At 61.2% G+C, this 18874-nt stretch carries 14 protein-coding genes; 11 read left to right on the top strand and 3 right to left on the bottom strand.

The genetic code is table 11. The features are described from left to right. Positions 1-147 precede the first annotated feature (147 nt). Positions 148-2589, top strand: coding sequence for a penicillin-binding protein 1A (locus Q8X48_RS04330; protein ID WP_407799904.1), 2442 nt, complete (start codon positions 148-150; stop codon positions 2587-2589). A gap of 263 nt (positions 2590-2852) precedes the next feature. Here the strand turns inward: Q8X48_RS04330 and Q8X48_RS04335 are convergent, their stop codons facing one another. The 3 genes from Q8X48_RS04335 to rpmE form a co-directional block, all read right to left on the bottom strand. Further along, complete coding sequence (locus tag Q8X48_RS04335; RefSeq protein ID WP_008047852.1) at positions 2853-4121, bottom strand: malic enzyme-like NAD(P)-binding protein; 1269 nt, start codon at positions 4119-4121, stop codon at positions 2853-2855. A gap of 180 nt (positions 4122-4301) precedes the next feature. Then, complete coding sequence (locus Q8X48_RS04340) at positions 4302-5093, bottom strand: thermonuclease family protein (RefSeq protein ID WP_407799794.1); 792 nt, start codon at positions 5091-5093, stop codon at positions 4302-4304. 35 nt (positions 5094-5128) lie between these two features. Further along, positions 5129-5347: a 50S ribosomal protein L31 gene (gene rpmE / locus Q8X48_RS04345; protein ID WP_008047849.1), complete on the bottom strand. Its 219-nt coding sequence runs from the start codon at positions 5345-5347 to the stop codon at positions 5129-5131. Positions 5348-5637: 290 nt separating this feature from the next. Between rpmE and Q8X48_RS04350 the strand changes: the two genes are divergently transcribed. From Q8X48_RS04350 to Q8X48_RS04395, 10 genes are all read left to right on the top strand, one after another. Further along, a complete protein-coding gene (locus tag Q8X48_RS04350; RefSeq protein ID WP_407799795.1) occupies positions 5638-7857 on the top strand; it encodes a primosomal protein N' in 2220 nt (739 codons plus the stop codon). A 236-nt stretch (positions 7858-8093) separates the two neighbouring features. Continuing rightward, positions 8094-9830 carry an arginine--tRNA ligase gene (gene argS, locus Q8X48_RS04355; RefSeq protein WP_095964610.1) on the top strand — a complete coding sequence of 579 codons (1737 nt, stop codon included), beginning with the start codon at positions 8094-8096 and terminating at the stop codon, positions 9828-9830. A 1-nt stretch (position 9831) separates the two neighbouring features. Then, positions 9832-10539: an SPOR domain-containing protein gene (locus tag Q8X48_RS04360; RefSeq protein ID WP_126048774.1), complete on the top strand. Its 708-nt coding sequence runs from the start codon at positions 9832-9834 to the stop codon at positions 10537-10539. Between the two features lie 288 nt (positions 10540-10827). Further along, positions 10828-11358: an ATP-dependent protease subunit HslV gene (gene hslV, locus Q8X48_RS04365; protein ID WP_007975582.1), complete on the top strand. Its 531-nt coding sequence runs from the start codon at positions 10828-10830 to the stop codon at positions 11356-11358. A gap of 54 nt (positions 11359-11412) precedes the next feature. Beyond that, positions 11413-12750: an HslU--HslV peptidase ATPase subunit gene (gene hslU / locus Q8X48_RS04370; protein ID WP_015093129.1), complete on the top strand. Its 1338-nt coding sequence runs from the start codon at positions 11413-11415 to the stop codon at positions 12748-12750. A 136-nt stretch (positions 12751-12886) separates the two neighbouring features. Further along, the gene (locus Q8X48_RS04375) at positions 12887-13264 is read left to right on the top strand and encodes a gamma-butyrobetaine hydroxylase-like domain-containing protein (protein WP_007999201.1); all 378 of its coding nucleotides are present in this window, start codon (positions 12887-12889) and stop codon (positions 13262-13264) included. Positions 13265-13522: 258 nt separating this feature from the next. Then, complete coding sequence (gene phaC, locus Q8X48_RS04380; protein ID WP_407799796.1) at positions 13523-15202, top strand: class II poly(R)-hydroxyalkanoic acid synthase; 1680 nt, start codon at positions 13523-13525, stop codon at positions 15200-15202. Positions 15203-15365: 163 nt separating this feature from the next. After that, positions 15366-16220 (top strand): poly(3-hydroxyalkanoate) depolymerase, encoded by an 855-nt coding sequence (phaZ, locus tag Q8X48_RS04385; RefSeq protein ID WP_007975576.1) that lies wholly within the window; start codon positions 15366-15368, stop codon positions 16218-16220. A gap of 115 nt (positions 16221-16335) precedes the next feature. Next, positions 16336-18018 (top strand): class II poly(R)-hydroxyalkanoic acid synthase, encoded by a 1683-nt coding sequence (gene phaC, locus Q8X48_RS04390; RefSeq protein WP_407799797.1) that lies wholly within the window; start codon positions 16336-16338, stop codon positions 18016-18018. A gap of 59 nt (positions 18019-18077) precedes the next feature. Continuing rightward, entirely contained in the window at positions 18078-18698 is a 621-nt protein-coding gene (locus Q8X48_RS04395) for a TetR/AcrR family transcriptional regulator (RefSeq protein ID WP_407799798.1), read from the top strand. The last annotated feature ends 176 nt before the right edge of the window (positions 18699-18874 follow it).

The following is an 18874-nucleotide window of genomic DNA, read 5'->3' on the forward strand; positions in this document are numbered from 1 at the left end:
TGACAGCAGCGCCAACCGCGCTCCCGATCAGAAAAATGCTTATAATGCCCAGCGTTTTTTTCCGCATTTGCTCAAGCGCGGGTCGTTCTCATTTAGCCTGAACCCTGTTGCCCAATTCATTTTTACCCTGGATATCCAAAAGCCTTGATTCGTCTGCTGAAGTTTTTCGGTTGGTCCATCGTCGCGGTTTTCTGCGGACTCCTTCTGGGTCTGAGCGGGGCGTACCTCTACCTTAGTCCCGGGCTGCCGTCCGTGGAGGCGCTGAGAAGCATCCAGTTGCAGATTCCTTTGCGGGTCTACAGCAGCGATAACAAGTTGATTGCAGAGTTCGGCGAAATGCGCCGCACACCGATCCGTTTCGCCGACATTCCCCCCAATTTCATTAATGCGTTACTAAGTGCTGAAGACGACAATTTCGCCAACCACTATGGCGTCGATCCCAGCAGCCTGATGCGTGCCGCGACCCAACTGATCAAAAGCGGACACATCCAGTCCGGTGGCAGCACGATCACCATGCAGGTGGCGAAGAACTTCTTCCTGACCAGCGAACGCAGCTTTTCGCGCAAGACCACCGAGATCCTGCTGGCCCTGCAGATCGAACGACAGCTGACCAAGGACGAGATCCTCGAGCTGTACGTCAACAAGATCTACCTGGGTAACCGTGCGTACGGCATCGAGGCGGCGGCGCAGGTCTATTACGGCAAATCGATCCGCGATGTCAGCCTGGCGCAGATGGCAATGATTGCCGGCCTGCCGAAGGCACCATCGCGCTTCAACCCGCTGGCCAACCCGGCGCGCAGCAAGGAGCGTCGCGACTGGATCCTGGGGCGCATGTACAAACTCGGCAAAATCAGCGAGGCCGACTACACCGCCGCGATCAACGAGCCGCTGAACGCCAGCTATCACGTACCGACTCCGGAAGTGAACGCGCCGTACATCGCCGAAATGGCCCGCGCCGAAATGGTCGGGCGTTATGGCAGCGACGCGTATACCGAAGGCTTCCGCGTCACCACCACGGTGCCGAGCGACCTTCAGGAACTGGCCAACACCGCAGTCCACGAAGGCCTGATGACCTACGATCAACGCCACGGCTATCGCGGCCCCGAGTCGCGGCTTCCGGGCAAGACGCGTGAAGCCTGGGTAACCGAGTTGACCAAGCAACGCACCATCAGCGGCCTGGAACCGGCCATCGTGACCCAGGTCGACAAGAGCGGCCTGCAGGTGCTGACCCGCACCGGCCAGGAACACGTCAGCTGGGACACCATGAAGTGGGCCCGTCCGTTCCTGAACACCAACAGCATGGGCGCCAACCCGAAGCAGCCTTCGGACGTGGCCCAGGTCGGCGACCTGATTCGCGTTCAGCGTCAGCCGGATAACTCGCTGAAGTTCAGCCAGATCCCGCAGGCCCAAGGCGCGCTGGTGTCCCTGGATCCACAGAACGGTGCCATTCGCGCCCTGGTCGGCGGTTTCGCCTTCGAGCAGAGCAACTACAACCGCGCATTGCAGGCCAAGCGCCAGCCGGGTTCGAGCTTCAAACCGTTCGTCTACGCCGCCGCACTGGATAACGGCTACACGGCCTCCAGCCTGGTGAACGATGCCCCGATCGTGTTCGTCGACGAGTATCTGGACAAAGTCTGGCGGCCGAAAAACGACACCAACACATTCCTCGGTCCGATCCGCCTGCGTGAAGCGCTGTACAAGTCGCGCAACCTGGTGTCGATCCGCTTGCTGCAAGCGATGGGCGTTGGCAAGACCATCGACTACATCGCTCGCTTCGGCTTCAACAAACAGGACCTGCCACCCAACCTGTCCCTGGCGCTGGGCACCGCGACCCTGACGCCAATGGAGATCGCTACCGGCTGGAGCACCTTCGCCAACGGCGGCTACAAGATCACCCCGTACATCATCGACAGGATTGAAAGCCGCAACGGCGACACGCTGTTCGTCGCCAACCCGCCGAGCGTGCCTAAGGGCGGCGCCGCCAGCGATGGCATTGCCGCACCGGCGCCTCAAGCTTTCACGGTCAATGCAACGCCGGGCGAAGTCCCTGGCGCTGCTGCGCCGACGCCACAGGCACCCGCCGTGGCCGAACGCATCGTTGACGGGCGCACCACGTACATCCTCAACAGCATGCTTGAGGACGTGATCAAGCTCGGCACCGGTCGCCGCGCACTGGCCCTGGGCCGCCCGGACATCGCCGGCAAGACCGGTACGACCAACGAATCCAAGGACGCCTGGTTCTCCGGTTACAACGCCGATTACGTGACCACCGTATGGACCGGTTTCGACCAGCCGGAAAGCCTGGGCCGCAAGGAATTCGGCGGCACCGTCGCGCTGCCGATCTGGATGAACTACATGGGCGCAGCACTCAAAGACAAGCCGCCGCATACGCAAGCGGAGCCGGAAGGCCTTCTGAGCCTGCGGGTCGACCCGGTCAGCGGCCGCGCGGCCAGCCCGGGCACGCCAGGCGCCTACTTCGAGCTGTTCAAGGCCGAAGATACGCCGCCGTCGGGCAACGAGCTCGGTAACGGCAGTGCGCCGGGCAGTCCATTGCCAGCGGACGAGGCAGCGCCAATCGATTTGTTCTGATTACAGCAATGATGAAAAGCCCCGCCTTCGAAAGAAGAGCGGGGCTTTTTTTGCCTGCAAGTTTTGCATTGATAGGTCCGGCCTCTTCGCGGGCAAGCCCGCTCCCACAGTGCTCGCGTCGAACAGAAAAACTATGTACGCCACCGACCCTGTGGGAGCGGGCTTGCCCGCGAAGAGGCCGTACCAGACAACACAAAACCTTCAGGAATGAAAAAGCCCCGACTCTCGCAAGCCGGGGCTTTTCGTTGAAGCGTTACAACGGCTTAGCCGTTGAACACGTCATCCACGCTTTTCAGCGGGTAGTTCTTCGGATACGGCAGGGTCGCCACACCGGTCTCGATGGCGGCTTTAGCCACGGCATCGGAGATCAGGGTGATCAGACGGGCATCCATTGGCTTCGGAATGATGTACTCACGACCGAATTCCAGCTTGATGCCGCCATAGGCGTCGCACACTTCCTGAGGCACTGGCAGCTTGGCCAGTTCACGCAGGGCGTTGGCCGCAGCCACTTTCATTTCTTCGTTGATGCGCTTGGCGCGAACGTCCAGGGCACCACGGAAGATGAACGGGAAGCCCAGTACGTTGTTGACCTGGTTCGGGTAGTCGGAACGACCGGTCGCCATGATCACGTCGCTACGGGTGGCGTGCGCCAGTTCCGGGGAGATTTCCGGATCAGGGTTGGAGCACGCGAACACGATCGGGTTCGGCGCCATCGACAGCAGGCCTTCAGCACTCAGCAGGTTCGGGCCGGACAGACCAACGAACACGTCAGCGCCTTGCAGGGCGTCAGCCAGGGTGCGCTTGTCGGTCGCGTGAGCGAACACAGCCTTGTACTGGTTCAGGTCGTCACGGCCGGAGTGGATCACACCGGTACGGTCGACCATGTAGATGTTTTCGATGTTGGCGCCCATGCTCACCAGCAACTTCATGCAGGAGATGGCGGCGGCGCCGGCACCCAGGCAGACGATCTTGGCTTCCGGCAGGGTTTTGCCAGCGATTTCCAGGGCGTTGATCATGCCGGCCGCGGTCACGATAGCGGTGCCGTGCTGGTCATCGTGGAATACCGGAATGTCGCACTGCTCGATCAGAGCGCGTTCGATTTCAAAGCACTCGGGTGCCTTGATGTCTTCCAGGTTGATGCCACCGAAGGTGATGGAGATGCGCTTGACGGTGTCGATGAAGGCCTGCGGGCTTTCGGAGTCGACTTCGATGTCAAAAACGTCGATGCCGGCGAAGCGCTTGAACAGTACGCCTTTACCTTCCATCACTGGCTTGGAAGCCAATGGGCCGAGGTTACCCAGGCCGAGAATCGCGGTGCCATCGGAAATGACTGCAACCAGGTTGCCTTTGCCGGTGTACTTGTAGGCCAGCTCGGGATCGCGAGCGATCTCGCGTACTGGCTCGGCTACGCCCGGGCTGTAGGCCAGCGACAGGTCGCGAGCGGTAGCAGTGGCCTTGGTGAGCTCGACACTCAGCTTCCCTGGACGAGGATTGGCGTGATATTCGAGAGCGGCAGTTTTCAGATCAGACATTTTGGCATTCCGCTTTTTACTGTTGGACAGACTGGTCAGCGAGGATACGCGCCTCGCAAAGTCCCCACAAGACTGACTGGTCACCCCTGTCAAGCGCCCGCCCTTACGACTTTGGGCCAAGAGCCACGGCTCACAAGGGCTAGACTGTTCACAATCGACTGAAAAAATGTCTACAATTTTTTATCGCTGCACCACTTGAAGCATCGCCGGGTCGGTCAAGGGCAACATCCAGCGCGCCTGACCTTCTTTCAGGCCGCCACGTCGCGAACGATCCAGCACCCAGCCGCGCGCCTCGATCTGCTTGCCCTTGAGGCTTTCCAGCGAATTCACATCGAAACGCGCCAGCAGATTGGGTGCAACGCGCAATACAACCGAGTCCTGCAACTCGATCCAAACCCCGCCCCGATTGCGCTGCACCTTGCTCACACGACCGCTGAGCACGGCAAAGCCGGAAGTGACGATCTGCTCCGCTTTCAGTACAGGCGACTGGCGCCACACACCGAGCCCGGCCTGTCGAGCGTTGCGCTCTGCGGCTTGCTGACAGGCGACCAGATCGACATTCGGCGCCACGGCCACCTGGAAACCCAGGCCTTCGGCGAGCATTTGCGCTTCCAGGTTGGCGCCATCCGCGCCATAGACATGGGCCAGCGTGCGGCCGTAATGATCCTTGCTTTCTTTGCCGGGCACCAACCCGACTCGCCCGTCACTCGCCGCCACCAATGCTTCAAGGCGTTTGCGTGCGGCCACGGCGAAGGGTTCGTCGGAACGGCCCTGCTTGCCCAGCTCCGGCGTGTTCAAGCCAATCATGCGCACATTGCGGCCATCGCTCAGACGCAGGGTGTCGCCATCCACCACCCGCTGCACCGTGACGGACGTCAGGCCGCCTGGCGTCGGGCAAAAGGCCTGCGCGCCGGACAGCCAAATCGCGGACACAAAAAAGGCGCCCGCGAGGGACGCCTTTTTCATCAGCATGGAAAAACCGCAGCGGCTTCCCAAGTTGATCGGCCTTAGGCCTTTTTCGCGCCGAAAGCACCGAAACGGTCTGCGAAACGCTGAACGCGGCCGCCAGTGTCCAGAGTCTTCTGCTTACCGGTGTAGAACGGGTGGCATTCGTTGCAAACGTCGATCGCCAGGGCTTTGCCGAAGGTCGAACGGGTTTCGAACTTGTTGCCGCAGCTGCAGGTAACAGCAACTGCCGGGTATTCTGGATGGATATCAGCTTTCATGGTGTTTTCCTCGGGCTAGCGTGCCGCCACCCAACACTATTGTTGAATACCGCACGTAATTAGGCCGCGGATTCTACCAGACAATCCTGTTCACGCAAGCTGTCGCTTCTACCGACCGTCTGCTAGGCTCCCGGCCCAAAGCACATTCCCCTGTGGGAGCGAGCTTGCTCGCGATAGCGTCGTGTCAGGCAACATAAATGCTGACTGACAGGGCCTCATCGCGAGCAAGCTCGCTCCCACAGGCTATGGGTCCAGCCTTTCATTTACTGCCCGCAAAGAGAATCCCCCGCGTGCCCGACGCCATTCTGCGCCTCGCCCTGCCTTCGCCGCTGCGCCGCCTGTTCGACTACCGCGCTCCGGCCGGCGTCCTGCGTGCCCAACTGCACCCCGGCATGCGCCTGCGGGTACCGTTCGGCCGGCGCGAGATGATCGGGATCCTGGTGGAAGTCACCAACACCAGCGAAGTGCCGGCCGAGAAACTCAAGCCGGCCCTGGCCCTGCTCGACGCTACGCCACCCCTGCCGCCCGCGCTGTTCAAGCTGTGCCTGTGGACCTCTCAGTACTATCAGCACAGCCTCGGCGACACCTTGAGCTGGGCATTGCCGGTGCTGCTGCGCCAGGGTGAGCTGGCAGAAGCGCGACAGGAACGCTTCTGGTCTGCCACGCCAGGCGCCAGCCTCGATGATCCGCGTATCGCCCGCGCCCCGCGCCAGCGTGAAGCCCTGGCCACGCTGGCCCAGCATCCCCACGGCGTCGCCCATCAGTTGCTGAGCAAACTGATGCTGAGCAAGGACAGCCTGGACTTGCTGCTGGCCAAGGAGTTGGTGCAGGTCGAGATCCGTCGCCACGCCCCCGGCGCACGCCACGAACACTGGCTGGCGCAACCGGAACTGCCACTGAACCCGGAGCAGCGCGCCGCCTATGAGGCCATTCGCGCCGGCTTCGAGAGTTACCACGCGTTCCTGCTGGCCGGCGTCACCGGCAGCGGCAAGACCGAAGTCTATCTGCAGTTGATCCGCGAAACCCTCGAGGCCGGCAAGCAGGCACTGGTGCTGATCCCGGAAATCAACCTCGGCCCGCAGACCCTGGCGCGCTTCGAACAGCGCTTCAATGCCCGCATCGCGCTGATCCATTCGGCGGTCAATGACCGCGAACGCCTCGATGCCTGGCTGGCCGCCCGGGACGGTGAGGCCGACATCATTATCGGCACCCGTTCGGCCCTGTTCACGCCGATGAAGAACCCCGGCCTCATCATCATCGACGAAGAGCACGACGGCTCCTATAAACAGCAGGAAGGCTTGCGCTACCACGCCCGCGATCTGGCGCTGGTGCGGGCGCGACAGGAAAACATCCCGATCGTCCTCGGCTCCGCCACGCCCTCGCTGGAAAGCCTGCACAACGCCTACACCGGACGGTACGGACTGCTGCGCCTGAACGAGCGCGCCGGTGGAGCCAAGCAGCCGCGCTTCCTGCGCCTGGATGTCAAAAGCCGCCCGCTGGACAGCGGCATTTCCGGGCCGATGCAACAAGCCATCGGCCAGACCCTGGCCGCCGGGCAGCAGGTACTGGTATTCCTCAACCGCCGCGGCTTCGCCCCGACCCTGCTGTGTCACGATTGCGGCTGGATGTCCGAGTGTCAGCGCTGCGATGCGCGAATGACCGTGCATCAGCGTTACGGCGAGCTGCGTTGCCACCATTGCGGCTACGTCGAACGCGTGCCGCGCCAGTGTCCGAAGTGTAACAAGGTCGATCTGCGCCCCGTCGGCGCCGGCACCGAACGGGCCGAGGAGCGCCTGGCGATTCTGTTCCCGGACTATCCGGTGCTGCGGGTCGACCGCGACAGCACATCGCGCAAGGACGCAATGAACCAGCTGTTCGCGACCATTCAGAAAGGCCAGCCATGCATCCTGATCGGCACGCAAATGCTTGCCAAAGGCCACCACTTCCCACGGGTGACGCTGGTGTCGATCCTCGACGCCGACGGCGGTCTGTTCTCCGGCGACTTCCGCGCCAGCGAACGCATGGCGCAGTTGATCGTCCAGGTCGCCGGCCGCGCAGGCCGCGCCGAAGAGCCGGGCAAAGTGATTATCCAGACGCACCTGGCCGACCATCCGCTACTGGTGCAACTGACCGAACAAGGCTATTTCGCTTTCGCCGAACAGGCCCTGAGCGAAAGGCGTGCGGCTGGGTTGCCGCCGTTTGCCCATTTGGCGTTGTTGCGGGCCGAAGCGCATAAACCGGGCCAGGCCGAAGGTTTTCTCGATGAGGCGTGCAGCGAGGCCGAGCGCTTGCTGGCTGAACAGGGATTGACCGGGATCGAACTGTTGGGGCCGGTACCGGCGCCGATGGAACGACGGGCCGGACGTTATCGTGCCCAGTTGTTGTTGCAGGCTACGGCGCGGGCGCCGCTGCATCGGTTGCTGGCCAGTTGGTTGTTGGTGCTGGAGCAGATGCCGAGTGGGCGGGCGGTGCGCTGGTCGCTGGATGTTGATCCTGTGGATTTGTATTGATTTCAAACCCGTAATCGCGAGCAAGCTCGCTCCCACAATGGTATTTCAGTGGGCATACAATATGTGTCCACCACAAAACCTGTGGGAGCGAGCTTGCTCGCGATTGCGGTCGAATTGTCACCACACATCCACAACCTGCCTGCTAAGGTTGGCAAGCCCGTCTTCGCAACGGATAATGCCCAGTTTTTCCACCAGCGCATGATGCGCCGCCGCGCCTGCGGTCGAAAGAGAAGACCATGAAAGACACCATTCGCCAGCTGATCCAACAAGCCATCACCCAACTCGTCAACGAAGGTGTGTTGCCTGAAGGCCTGTCGCCGGCGATCCAGGTGGAAAACTCCCGCGACAAGAAGAACGGCGACTTCGCCAGCAACATTGCCATGATGCTGGCCAAACCGGCCGGCATGAAGCCCCGCGATCTGGCGGAAAAAATCATCGCCGCCCTGCCGGCTGACGAAAACGTTTCCAAGACCGAAATCGCAGGTCCCGGCTTCCTGAACTTCTTCCAGAACACCGACGCCCTGGCCACCCGCCTGGACGCCGCCCTGGCCGATGACCACATCGGCGTGCGCAAGGCCGGCCCGGTACAGCGCACCGTGGTCGACCTGTCGGCGCCGAACCTGGCCAAGGAGATGCACGTCGGCCACCTGCGCTCGACCATCATCGGCGACGGCGTGGCCCGCGTTCTCGAATTCCTCGGCGACACTGTGATCCGTCAGAACCACGTCGGCGACTGGGGCACCCAGTTCGGCATGCTGATGGCTTACCTGCAGGAAAACCCGATCACCAGCGACGAGCTGTCGGACCTGGAGAACTTCTACCGCGCCGCCAAGCAGCGCTTCGACGAATCCGAAGAGTTTGCCGACCGCGCCCGTGGCCTGGTGGTCAAGCTGCAGGCCGGCGATGCCGACTGCCTGGCACTGTGGACCAAGTTCAAGGATATCTCGCTGTCGCACTGCCAGAAGATCTACGAACTGCTCAACGTCAAACTGACCATGGCCGATGTGATGGGCGAAAGTGCCTACAACGACGACCTGATCAACGTGGTCAACGACTTGAAGGCCGCAGGCATGCTGGTCGAGAGCAACGGCGCCCAGTGCGTGTTCCTCGACGAGTTCAAGAACGCCGACGGCGACCCGCTGCCGGTGATCATCGTCAAGGCTGACGGCGGCTACCTCTACGCCACCACCGACCTGGCGGCCGTGCGTTACCGCAGTGGCAAGCTCAAGGCCGATCGTGCGCTGTACTTCGTCGACCAGCGTCAGGCCCTGCACTTCCAGCAAGTGTTCGCCGTGGCGCGCAAGGCCGGTTTCGTGACCCATCCGATGGAAATGGAACACATGGGCTTCGGCACCATGAACGGTGCTGACGGCCGTCCGTTCAAGACCCGTGATGGCGGCACCGTGAAGCTGATCGACCTGCTGACCGAAGCCCAGGAGCGTGCCTACACCCTGGTCAAGGACAAGAACCCGGAGCTGGCCGAGGCCGAGTTGCGCAATATCGCCAAGGTGGTGGGCATCGGCGCAGTGAAATATGCCGACCTGTCCAAGCACCGCACCAGCGACTACAGCTTCAACTTCGACCTGATGCTCAACTTCGAAGGCAACACCGCGCCCTACCTGCTGTACGCCTACACCCGCGTGGCCGGCGTGTTCCGCAAACTCGGCAAGGACTTCAGCGAAGTCGACGGCCAGATCGTCCTCGAAGCGACGCACGAACACGAACTGGCAGCGAAGCTCGCGCAGTTCGGTGAAATCCTGAACAACGTGTCCGAAAAAGGCACCCCGCACATCCTCTGCACTTACCTGTACGACGTCGCCGGCCTGTTCTCCAGCTTCTACGAGAACTGCCCGATCCTCGCCGCCGATACCCCGGCACAAATGCAGAGCCGCCTGCGCCTCGCCGCGCTGACCGGACGCACCCTCAAGCAAGGCCTGGAACTCTTGGGCCTGGAAACTCTGGAGCGTATGTAAGTTGGCTGCCAAGAAAAAACCTGCACCCAAGCGTGGCGCCAGCCGTTACCAAGCTCCTGCAAAGCAACCGATCCCGGGCTGGCTGTGGATGGTCATCGGCCTGACGGTCGGCGCGTTCATCGTGTTCCTGATGAAGCTGGAACCGGGCAAGGGCGGCGACACGGTCAAGCGTGAAAAGGTCGAGCAACAGCAGAAAGCCAGCAAGATCGCCGAGGCCAACAAGACCCCGCCGAGCCCGACGCAACCGGTGAAGCCGAAGTACGACTTCTACACCTTGCTGCCGGAATCGGAAGTCATCGTGCCGCCGGATGCCGTGCCGGAAAAAACCCTGCCAACGCCGCAAGTGCCGGCCATCCCGACAACGCCGGTCACCCCGGCCGAAGCGGCGAAGATCGACACGGCTCGCGCCCAGGCTGCATTGGCCGGGATCACGCCGCCACCAGCGCCACCGGTCAAGGCTGCGCCTGTGACGAAGTTTTTCCTGCAGGCGGGTTCGTTCCGCAAGGAAACCGATGCGGACAAGGTTCGGGCGCAGATCATTCTGCTGGGCCAGGCCGTTTCGGTAGAGTCCGGTACGGTGAAGGACGAAACCTGGTATCGGGTACTGGTCGGACCGTTCAGCAACCGCGAACAACTGACGACCGCCCAGAAACAACTGGCCGGCGCCGGCTTCAGCAATCTGTTGTTACAACAACGCCAGAGCCGCTGATCCCGTCCCTGTGGGCACCTTGACTTGAGGTCGCCCACAAACCCTGTGGCGAGGGGGCTTGCCCCCGCTGGGGTGCGAAGCGCCCCCAAACCCAGACACCACGTTGCTTCAGACAAATCCGGGATATCGGTTTTGCGGCCGCTGCGCGACCGAACGGGGGCAAGCCCCCTCGCCACAGTTATTGCACGCCATTCGTCCCCCGCCGCTTCCTTCAGTTGAAATCCACTCCACCACCCCCATATGAATGGGCATAAGGCATTTTCGCCCCGCTGCGTGGAGACTCTCCCCTTGACCACCATCGTTTCAGTTCGCCGCCACGGCAAAGTCGTCATGGGCGGCGACGGCCAGGTTTCCCTTGGTAATACCGTGATGAAAGGCAACGCGAAAAAAGTTCGCCGCCTGTACCACGGCCAGGTCATTGCCGGTTTTGCCGGTGCCACCGCCGACGCCTTTACCCTCTTCGAACGTTTCGAAGGCCAGCTTGAAAAACACCAGGGCCACCTGGTGCGCGCCGCCGTCGAACTCGCCAAAGAATGGCGCACCGACCGCTCCCTGAGCCGCCTTGAAGCCATGCTCGCGGTCGCCAACAAGGACGCCTCCCTGATCATTACCGGCAACGGTGACGTGGTCGAACCCGAAGACGGCCTGATCGCCATGGGTTCCGGTGGCGCCTACGCCCAGGCCGCGGCTAGCGCGCTGCTGAAAAAGACCGACCTGTCAGCCCGGGAAATTGTCGAAACCGCCCTCGGTATCGCCGGCGACATCTGCGTATTCACCAACCACACCCAGACCATTGAGGAGCAGGACTGCGCCGAGTAAGTCCGTGCAGCCACCGCACCACGGCTCATTCTTGCTTGAGGTCCACTGAATATTATGTCCATGACTCCCCGTGAAATCGTCCACGAACTCAACCGCCACATCATCGGCCAGGACGATGCCAAGCGCGCCGTCGCCATTGCCCTGCGCAACCGCTGGCGCCGCATGCAGCTGCCTGAAGAGCTGCGCGTTGAAGTCACGCCAAAGAACATCCTGATGATCGGCCCGACCGGCGTCGGCAAAACCGAGATCGCCCGTCGCCTGGCGAAACTGGCCAATGCGCCGTTCATCAAGGTCGAAGCGACCAAATTCACCGAAGTCGGCTATGTCGGCCGCGACGTCGAATCGATCATTCGTGACCTGGCCGATGCCGCGATCAAGCTGCTGCGCGAGCAGGAAATCGTCAAGGTTCGCCACCGCGCCGAAGATGCCGCCGAAGAGCGCATCCTCGACGCCCTGCTGCCACCGGCGCGCATGGGCTTCAGCAACGACGACGCCCCGACTGCCGATTCCAACACCCGCCAGCTGTTCCGCAAGCGCCTGCGCGAAGGTCAGCTGGATGACAAAGAGATTGAAATCGAAGTCGCCGAAATGGCCGGCGTCGACATCTCCGCGCCACCGGGCATGGAAGAAATGACCAACCAGCTGCAAAGCCTGTTTGCCAACATGGGCAAGGGCAAGAAAAAAGCCCGCAAGCTCAAGGTCAAAGAAGCGCTGAAGATGGTGCGCGACGAAGAAGCCAGCCGTCTGGTCAACGATGAAGAGTTGAAGGCCAAGGCCCTGGAAGCCGTCGAGCAACACGGCATCGTGTTCATCGACGAAATCGACAAGGTCGCCAAGCGTGGTAATTCCGGTGGCGTCGATGTATCCCGCGAAGGCGTGCAGCGCGATTTGCTGCCGCTGATCGAAGGCTGCACCGTCAACACCAAACTGGGCATGGTCAAGACCGACCACATCCTGTTCATTGCTTCCGGTGCGTTCCACCTGAGCAAGCCGAGCGATCTGGTGCCCGAGCTGCAAGGCCGTCTGCCGATCCGTGTCGAACTCAAGGCCCTGAGCCCGGAAGATTTCGAACGCATCCTCAGCGAGCCTCACGCCTCGCTCACCGAGCAATACTGCGCACTGCTGAAAACCGAAGGCCTGGGCATCGAGTTCCAGCCGAGCGGCATCAAGCGCATCGCCGAGATCGCCTGGCAGGTCAACGAGAAGACCGAAAACATCGGTGCCCGTCGCCTGCACACCCTGCTCGAGCGCCTGCTCGAAGAGGTGTCGTTCAGCGCCGGCGACCTGGCCAGCTCCCATGATGGCAAGGTAATCCAGATCGACGCCGACTACGTCAACAGCCACCTGGGCGAATTGGCGCAGAACGAAGACCTGTCCCGTTATATCCTGTAAGCCATACTTGTAGGAGCGAGCTTGCTCGCGATGAACTTGAGAGCGACGCGTTTCTTCAGAAAACACGCGTTATCGTTAACGTCCATCGCGAGCAAGTTCGCTCCTACAGGGTTCCATCCAAAACGGAACGGCACTCATGACCCAACTCCCCACCGACATCAAGCTGCACAAAGCCTCGAAAACCCTGTCGCTGAAATACGCGTCCGGCGAGGAATACACCCTGCCCGCCGAGTTCCTGCGCGTGCACTCGCCTTCCGCCGAGGTCCAGGGCCACGGCAAACCCATCCTGCAATTTGGCAAGATCAACGTCGGCCTGACCAAGGTAGAACCGGCCGGTCAGTACGCACTGAAACTGACCTTCGATGACGGTCACGACAGCGGCCTGTTCACCTGGGAATACCTCTACGAACTGGCGCGACGTTATGACGCACTTTGGGAAGATTATCTGGCCGAACTCAAAGCGGCCGGAAAAACCCGCGACCCGAACGAATCCGTCGTCAAGCTGATGCTCTAATCCGAGCCTCTTGCTCTTTAGAGGGCATTTTCTAATTTCATCTGTTTGAATGCTCCGCTTCAGGGCCGTCGATTGGCCTGCTTGCGAAAAAAATTAAACTCGGGTAACCAATGGAACTGGCAAGTTCCCTGCAGTGCTCACTGCGAACAAAAGCAGCGATGCAGTATTAACGGTCACCCGAGCAGCAGTACCTGGCATTGATTGTGTGACTGCACAGCAGGCCCCGGGTACTCGTCTCAGGACATTGGAGCGTCGTAGATGAGTAACAAGAATAACGATGACTTGAAGCAACAAGCCTCCGAAAACACCTTGGGGCTGAATCCTGTCGTTGGATTGCGTGGAAAAGATCTACTGGCTTCTGCTCGCATGGTGCTCAGGCAGGCCATCAAACAACCGATTCACAGCGCCAAGCATGTCGCCCATTTCGGTCTTGAACTCAAGAACGTACTGCTAGGCAAATCCGAACTTCTTCCGAATGGCGATGACCGTCGCTTCGCCGATCCGGCCTGGAGCCAGAACCCGCTCTACAAACGTTATCTGCAAACCTATCTGGCGTGGCGCAAGGAACTCCACGACTGGATCGATGACAGCAACCTGCCGGCCAAGGACGTCAGCCGCGGGCACTTCGTGATCAACCTCATGACCGAGGCCTTCGCCCCGACCAACACGGCGGCCAACCCGGCAGCGGTCAAACGTTTCTTCGAGACCGGTGGCAAAAGCCTGCTCGACGGCCTCTCGCATCTGGCCAAGGACCTGGTACACAACGGCGGCATGCCGAGCCAGGTCAACATGGGGGCATTCGAGGTCGGCAAGACCCTGGCCGTGACCGAAGGTGCAGTGGTGTTTCGCAACGACGTGCTGGAGCTGATCCAGTACAAGCCCACCACCGAACAGGTGCACGAGCGCCCTTTGCTGGTCGTGCCACCGCAAATCAACAAATTCTACGTTTTCGACCTCAGCCCGGAGAAAAGCCTGGCGCGGTTCTGCCTGCGCAGCAACGTGCAAACTTTCATCGTCAGCTGGCGCAATCCGACCAAGGAGCAGCGTGAGTGGGGCCTGTCGACTTACATCGAGGCGCTCAAGGAAGCGGTCGACGTGGTCACCGCGATCACCGGCAGCAAGGACGTGAACATGCTCGGCGCCTGCTCCGGCGGCATCACCTGCACCGCACTGCTGGGCCATTACGCAGCAATTGGCGAGAACAAGGTCAACGCCCTCACCCTCCTGGTCAGCGTGCTCGACACCACCCTGGACAGCGATGTGGCGCTCTTCGTCGATGAACAAACCCTCGAAAGCGCCAAGCGCCACTCCTATCAGGCCGGCGTGCTGGAAGGCCGCGACATGGCAAAAGTCTTTGCCTGGATGCGCCCCAACGACCTGATCTGGAACTACTGGGTCAACAACTACCTGCTGGGCAACGAGCCACCGGTATTCGACATCCTGTTCTGGAACAACGACACCACCCGCTTACCGGCCGCGTTCCACGGCGACCTGATCGAAATGTTCAAAAGCAATCCATTGATTCGTCCGAATGCACTGGAAGTGTGCGGCACACCGATCGACCTGAAGCAGGTCACCGCCGATATCTTTTCCCTGGCCGGGACCAGCGACCACATCACCCCGTGGCGCTCCTGCTACAAGTCGGCGCAACTGTTCGGCGGCAATGTTGAATTCGTGCTGTCCAGCAGCGGGCATATCCAGAGCATCCTGAACCCGCCGGGCAATCCGAAATCGCGCTACATGACCAGCACTGAAATGCCCGCCAACGCCGATGAATGGCAGGAAGAGTCGACCAAGCACGCCGATTCGTGGTGGCTGCATTGGCAGGCCTGGCAGGCACAGCGCTCGGGCAACCTGAAAAAAGCTCCACTGAAACTGGGCAACAAGGCGTACCCGGCAGGCGAAGCTGCACCGGGCACTTACGTGCATGAGCGGTAACTGACACACCCGCCCCCCTGTAGGAGCGAGCTTGCTCGCGATGGACGTTAACGATAACGCGTTCTTTCCGGATTAACGCGTTGCGCTTGAGTTCATCGCGAGCAAGCTCGCTCCTACAGGGGATCGGGAAGAATTCGAGAGAACGACCCACAGGGCCTGAAGCATGCCGCAACCCTTCATATTCCGTACCGTCGACCTGGATGGCCAGACGCTCCGCACGGCGGTACGCCCCGGCAAGCCTCATTTGACGCCCCTGCTGATTTTCAACGGCATCGGTGCCAACCTGGAGCTGGTGTTCCCGTTCATTGCCGCGCTGGACCCGGACCTGGAAGTCATCGCCTTCGACGTACCCGGCGTCGGCGGTTCGTCAACGCCAAACCGGCCGTATCGTTTTCCGGGACTGGCCAAGCTCACGGCGCGGATGCTCGACTATCTCGACTACGGGCAGGTCAACGTCATCGGAGTGTCCTGGGGTGGCGCCCTGGCCCAGCAGTTCGCTTATGACTATCCGGAGCGTTGCAAGAAACTCGTGCTGGCCGCCACGGCGGCGGGTGCAGTGATGGTGCCGGGCAAGCCGAAAGTGTTGTGGATGATGGCCAGCCCACGACGCTACATCCAGCCGTCCCACGTGATCCGCATTGCGCCGATGATCTACGGTGGTGCGTTCCGTCGCGACCCGACGCTGGCCGCCAGCCATGCGGCCAAGGTGCGCTCGGCGGGCAAGCTCGGTTACTACTGGCAGCTGTTCGCCGGCCTCGGCTGGACCAGCATTCACTGGCTGCACAAGATCCGCCAGCCGACCCTGGTGCTGGCCGGCGACGATGACCCATTGATCCCGTTGGTCAACATGCGCTTGCTGGCCTGGCGGATTCCCAACGCCCAGTTGCATATCATCGATGACGGTCATCTGTTCCTGATTACCCGGGCCGAAGCGGTGGCCCCGATCATCATGAAATTCCTGGAGGAGGAGCGCCAGCGCGCGGTAATGCATCCGCGTCCGGCGCCATTGGGCAGTTAAAGCGCTGCATCAGCGGTCGGCAGGACGCCACGCCGCGCAACAACCCGTTACAGCGTCTATGGTGTTCTGGTTCAGTGTGTTTGTTTTTGGCCTGAAGACGAAGGAGTGTTGAATCATGCGCGAGAAACCAGCGAGGGATTCCTTAGCGACTCCCGCCGCGTTCATCAATGCACAGAGTGCGATTACCGGCCTGCGCGGTCGGGATCTGCTGTCGACCCTGCGCAGTGTGGCCGCCCATGGCTTGCGCAACCCACTGCACAGCGCCCGGCATGCCCTCAAACTCAGCGGTCAGCTTGGTCGCGTGCTGCTGGGCGAAACCCTGCACCCGACCAACCCGCACGACGCTCGCTTCGCCGACCCGGCGTGGAGCCTCAACCCGTTTTATCGCCGTAGCCTGCAGGCCTATCTGAGTTGGCAGAAGCAGGTCAAAAGCTGGATCGACGAGAGCAACATGAGCCCGGACGACCGCGCCCGCGCCCACTTCGCCTTCACCTTGCTCAACGACGCCGTATCGCCCTCCAACACCCTGCTCAACCCACTGGCGGTCAAGGAGCTGTTCAATTCCGGCGGTAACAGCCTGGTGCGGGGCATCGGCCATCTGGTGGACGATCTGCTGCATAACGACGGCCTGCCCCGGCAAGTCACCAAGCAAGCGTTCGAGGTCGGCAGGACGGTCGCCACTACCACCGGAGCCGTGGTGTTTCGCAACGAGCTGCTGGAGTTGATCCAGTACAAACCGATGAGCGAAAAGCAGTATTCCAAGCCCCTGCTGGTGGTGCCACCGCAAATCAACAAGTACTACATTTTCGACCTGAGCCCGCACAACAGTTTCGTCCAGTACGCCCTGAAAAACGGCCTGCAAACCTTCATGATCAGCTGGCGCAATCCGGATGTGCGTCACCGCGAATGGGGGCTCTCGACCTACGTCGAAGCCGTGGAAGAAGCGATGAATGTCTGCCGGGCGATCACCGGCGCACGGGAGGTCAACCTGATGGGCGCCTGCGCCGGCGGGCTGACCATTGCCGCGCTGCAAGGCCATTTGCAGGCCAAGCGGCAGCTGCGCAGGGTGTCCAGCGCGACGTATCTGGTGAGCCTGCTCGACAGTCAGCTGGACAGCCCCGCTACGCTGTTCGCCGACGAGCAGACACTGGAGGCTGCCAAGCGCCGCTCCTATCAGAAAGGTGTGCTGGATGGCCGCGACATGGCCAAGGTCTTCGCCTGGATGCGCCCCAACGATTTGATCTGGAGCTACTTCGTCAACAACTACCTGCTGGGCAAGGAGCCACCGGCGTTCGACATCCTCTACTGGAACAACGACAACACGCGCCTGCCGGCCGCTCTGCACGGCGATCTGCTGGACTTCTTCAAGCACAACCCGCTGACCCACCCGGGCGGACTGGAAGTGTGTGGCACGCCGATCGATTTGCAGAAGGTCACCGTCGACAGCTTCAGCGTCGCCGGCATCAATGATCACATCACACCGTGGGACGCTGTGTACCGCTCGACACTGTTACTCGGTGGCGAACGGCGCTTCGTGCTGTCCAACAGCGGTCATGTGCAGAGCATCCTCAACCCGCCGAGCAACCCGAAAGCCAACTACATCGAGAACGGCAAACTGAGCAGCGATCCCCGTGCCTGGTACTACGACGCCAAGCATGTCGACGGTAGTTGGTGGACCCAATGGCTGAGCTGGATTCAGGAACGCTCCGGCGCGCAGAAGGAAACCCACATGGCGCTCGGCAACCAGAACTACCCACCGATGGAGGCAGCACCCGGTACTTACGTGCGCGTGCGCTGACGTTCAACGAGCCACGGCCGCTGCCGGCCGTGGCAAGACCCGATCATTAAGAAGACTGGATGAAAACCCGCGACCGGATCCTCGAATGTGCCCTGCAGTTGTTCAATCAGAAGGGCGAACCGAATGTCTCTACCATGGAAGTTGCCAACGAAATGGGCATCAGCCCGGGCAACCTCTACTACCACTTTCACGGTAAAGAACCGCTGATACTCGGGCTGTTCGAGCGCTTTCAATGTGAGCTGCAACCGCTGCTCGACCCACCGTCCGACGTCGAATTGGGCCCCGAAGATTACTGGTTGTTCCTGCATCTGATCGTCGAGCGCCTGTCCCATTACCGGTTTCTGTTCCAGGACCTGTCGAACCTCGCCGGACGCCTGCCGAAACTGGCCAAGGGTATTCGCAACCTGCTCAATGCACTCAAGCGCACACTGGCGTCGTTGCTCGCACGCTTGAAGGCTCAAGGGCAATTGGTCAGCGACACTCAGGCGTTGGGGCAACTGGTGGAACAGATCACCATGACCCTGCTGTTTTCACTGGATTACCAGCGGATTCTCGATCGCGAAGGCGAGGTGCGGCTGGTGGTTTACCAGATCATGATGCTGGTGGCGCCGCATCTGTTGCCACCGATCAAAGTGGCGACGGAGCAAATGGCGATGCAGTACCTGGATGCACATGAGTAAGCCTGACACCCGCCAACCCTGTGGGAGCGAGCTTGCTCGCGATGGCGTCTGTTCAGCCAACATGGATGTCGACTGATACACCGCTATCGCGAGCAAGCTCGCTCCCACAGTGGGCTTGTGTCGCTCAGAAATTCGCGCACAAACAAAAACGCCCGACCTTGGCAGGCCGGGCGTTT

Origin of the sequence: Pseudomonas sp. QLc11A (genome assembly GCF_052112305.1) — a bacterium.
Classification (GTDB): Bacteria; Pseudomonadota; Gammaproteobacteria; order Pseudomonadales; family Pseudomonadaceae; genus Aquipseudomonas; species Aquipseudomonas laurylsulfatiphila.

Coding starts and splice junctions, on each gene's coding strand:
- Q8X48_RS04335 (WP_008047852.1), bottom strand. CDS start 4,121: ATGTCTGATCTGAAAACTGCCGCTCTCGAATATCACGCCAATCCTCGT.
- Q8X48_RS04340 (WP_407799794.1), bottom strand. CDS start 5,093: ATGCTGATGAAAAAGGCGTCCCTCGCGGGCGCCTTTTTTGTGTCCGCG.
- rpmE (WP_008047849.1), bottom strand. CDS start 5,347: ATGAAAGCTGATATCCATCCAGAATACCCGGCAGTTGCTGTTACCTGC.
- argS (WP_095964610.1), top strand. CDS start 8,094: ATGAAAGACACCATTCGCCAGCTGATCCAACAAGCCATCACCCAACTC.
- hslU (WP_015093129.1), top strand. CDS start 11,413: ATGTCCATGACTCCCCGTGAAATCGTCCACGAACTCAACCGCCACATC.
- Q8X48_RS04375 (WP_007999201.1), top strand. CDS start 12,887: ATGACCCAACTCCCCACCGACATCAAGCTGCACAAAGCCTCGAAAACC.
- phaC (WP_407799796.1), top strand. CDS start 13,523: ATGAGTAACAAGAATAACGATGACTTGAAGCAACAAGCCTCCGAAAAC.
- phaZ (WP_007975576.1), top strand. CDS start 15,366: ATGCCGCAACCCTTCATATTCCGTACCGTCGACCTGGATGGCCAGACG.
- phaC (WP_407799797.1), top strand. CDS start 16,336: ATGCGCGAGAAACCAGCGAGGGATTCCTTAGCGACTCCCGCCGCGTTC.
- Q8X48_RS04395 (WP_407799798.1), top strand. CDS start 18,078: ATGAAAACCCGCGACCGGATCCTCGAATGTGCCCTGCAGTTGTTCAAT.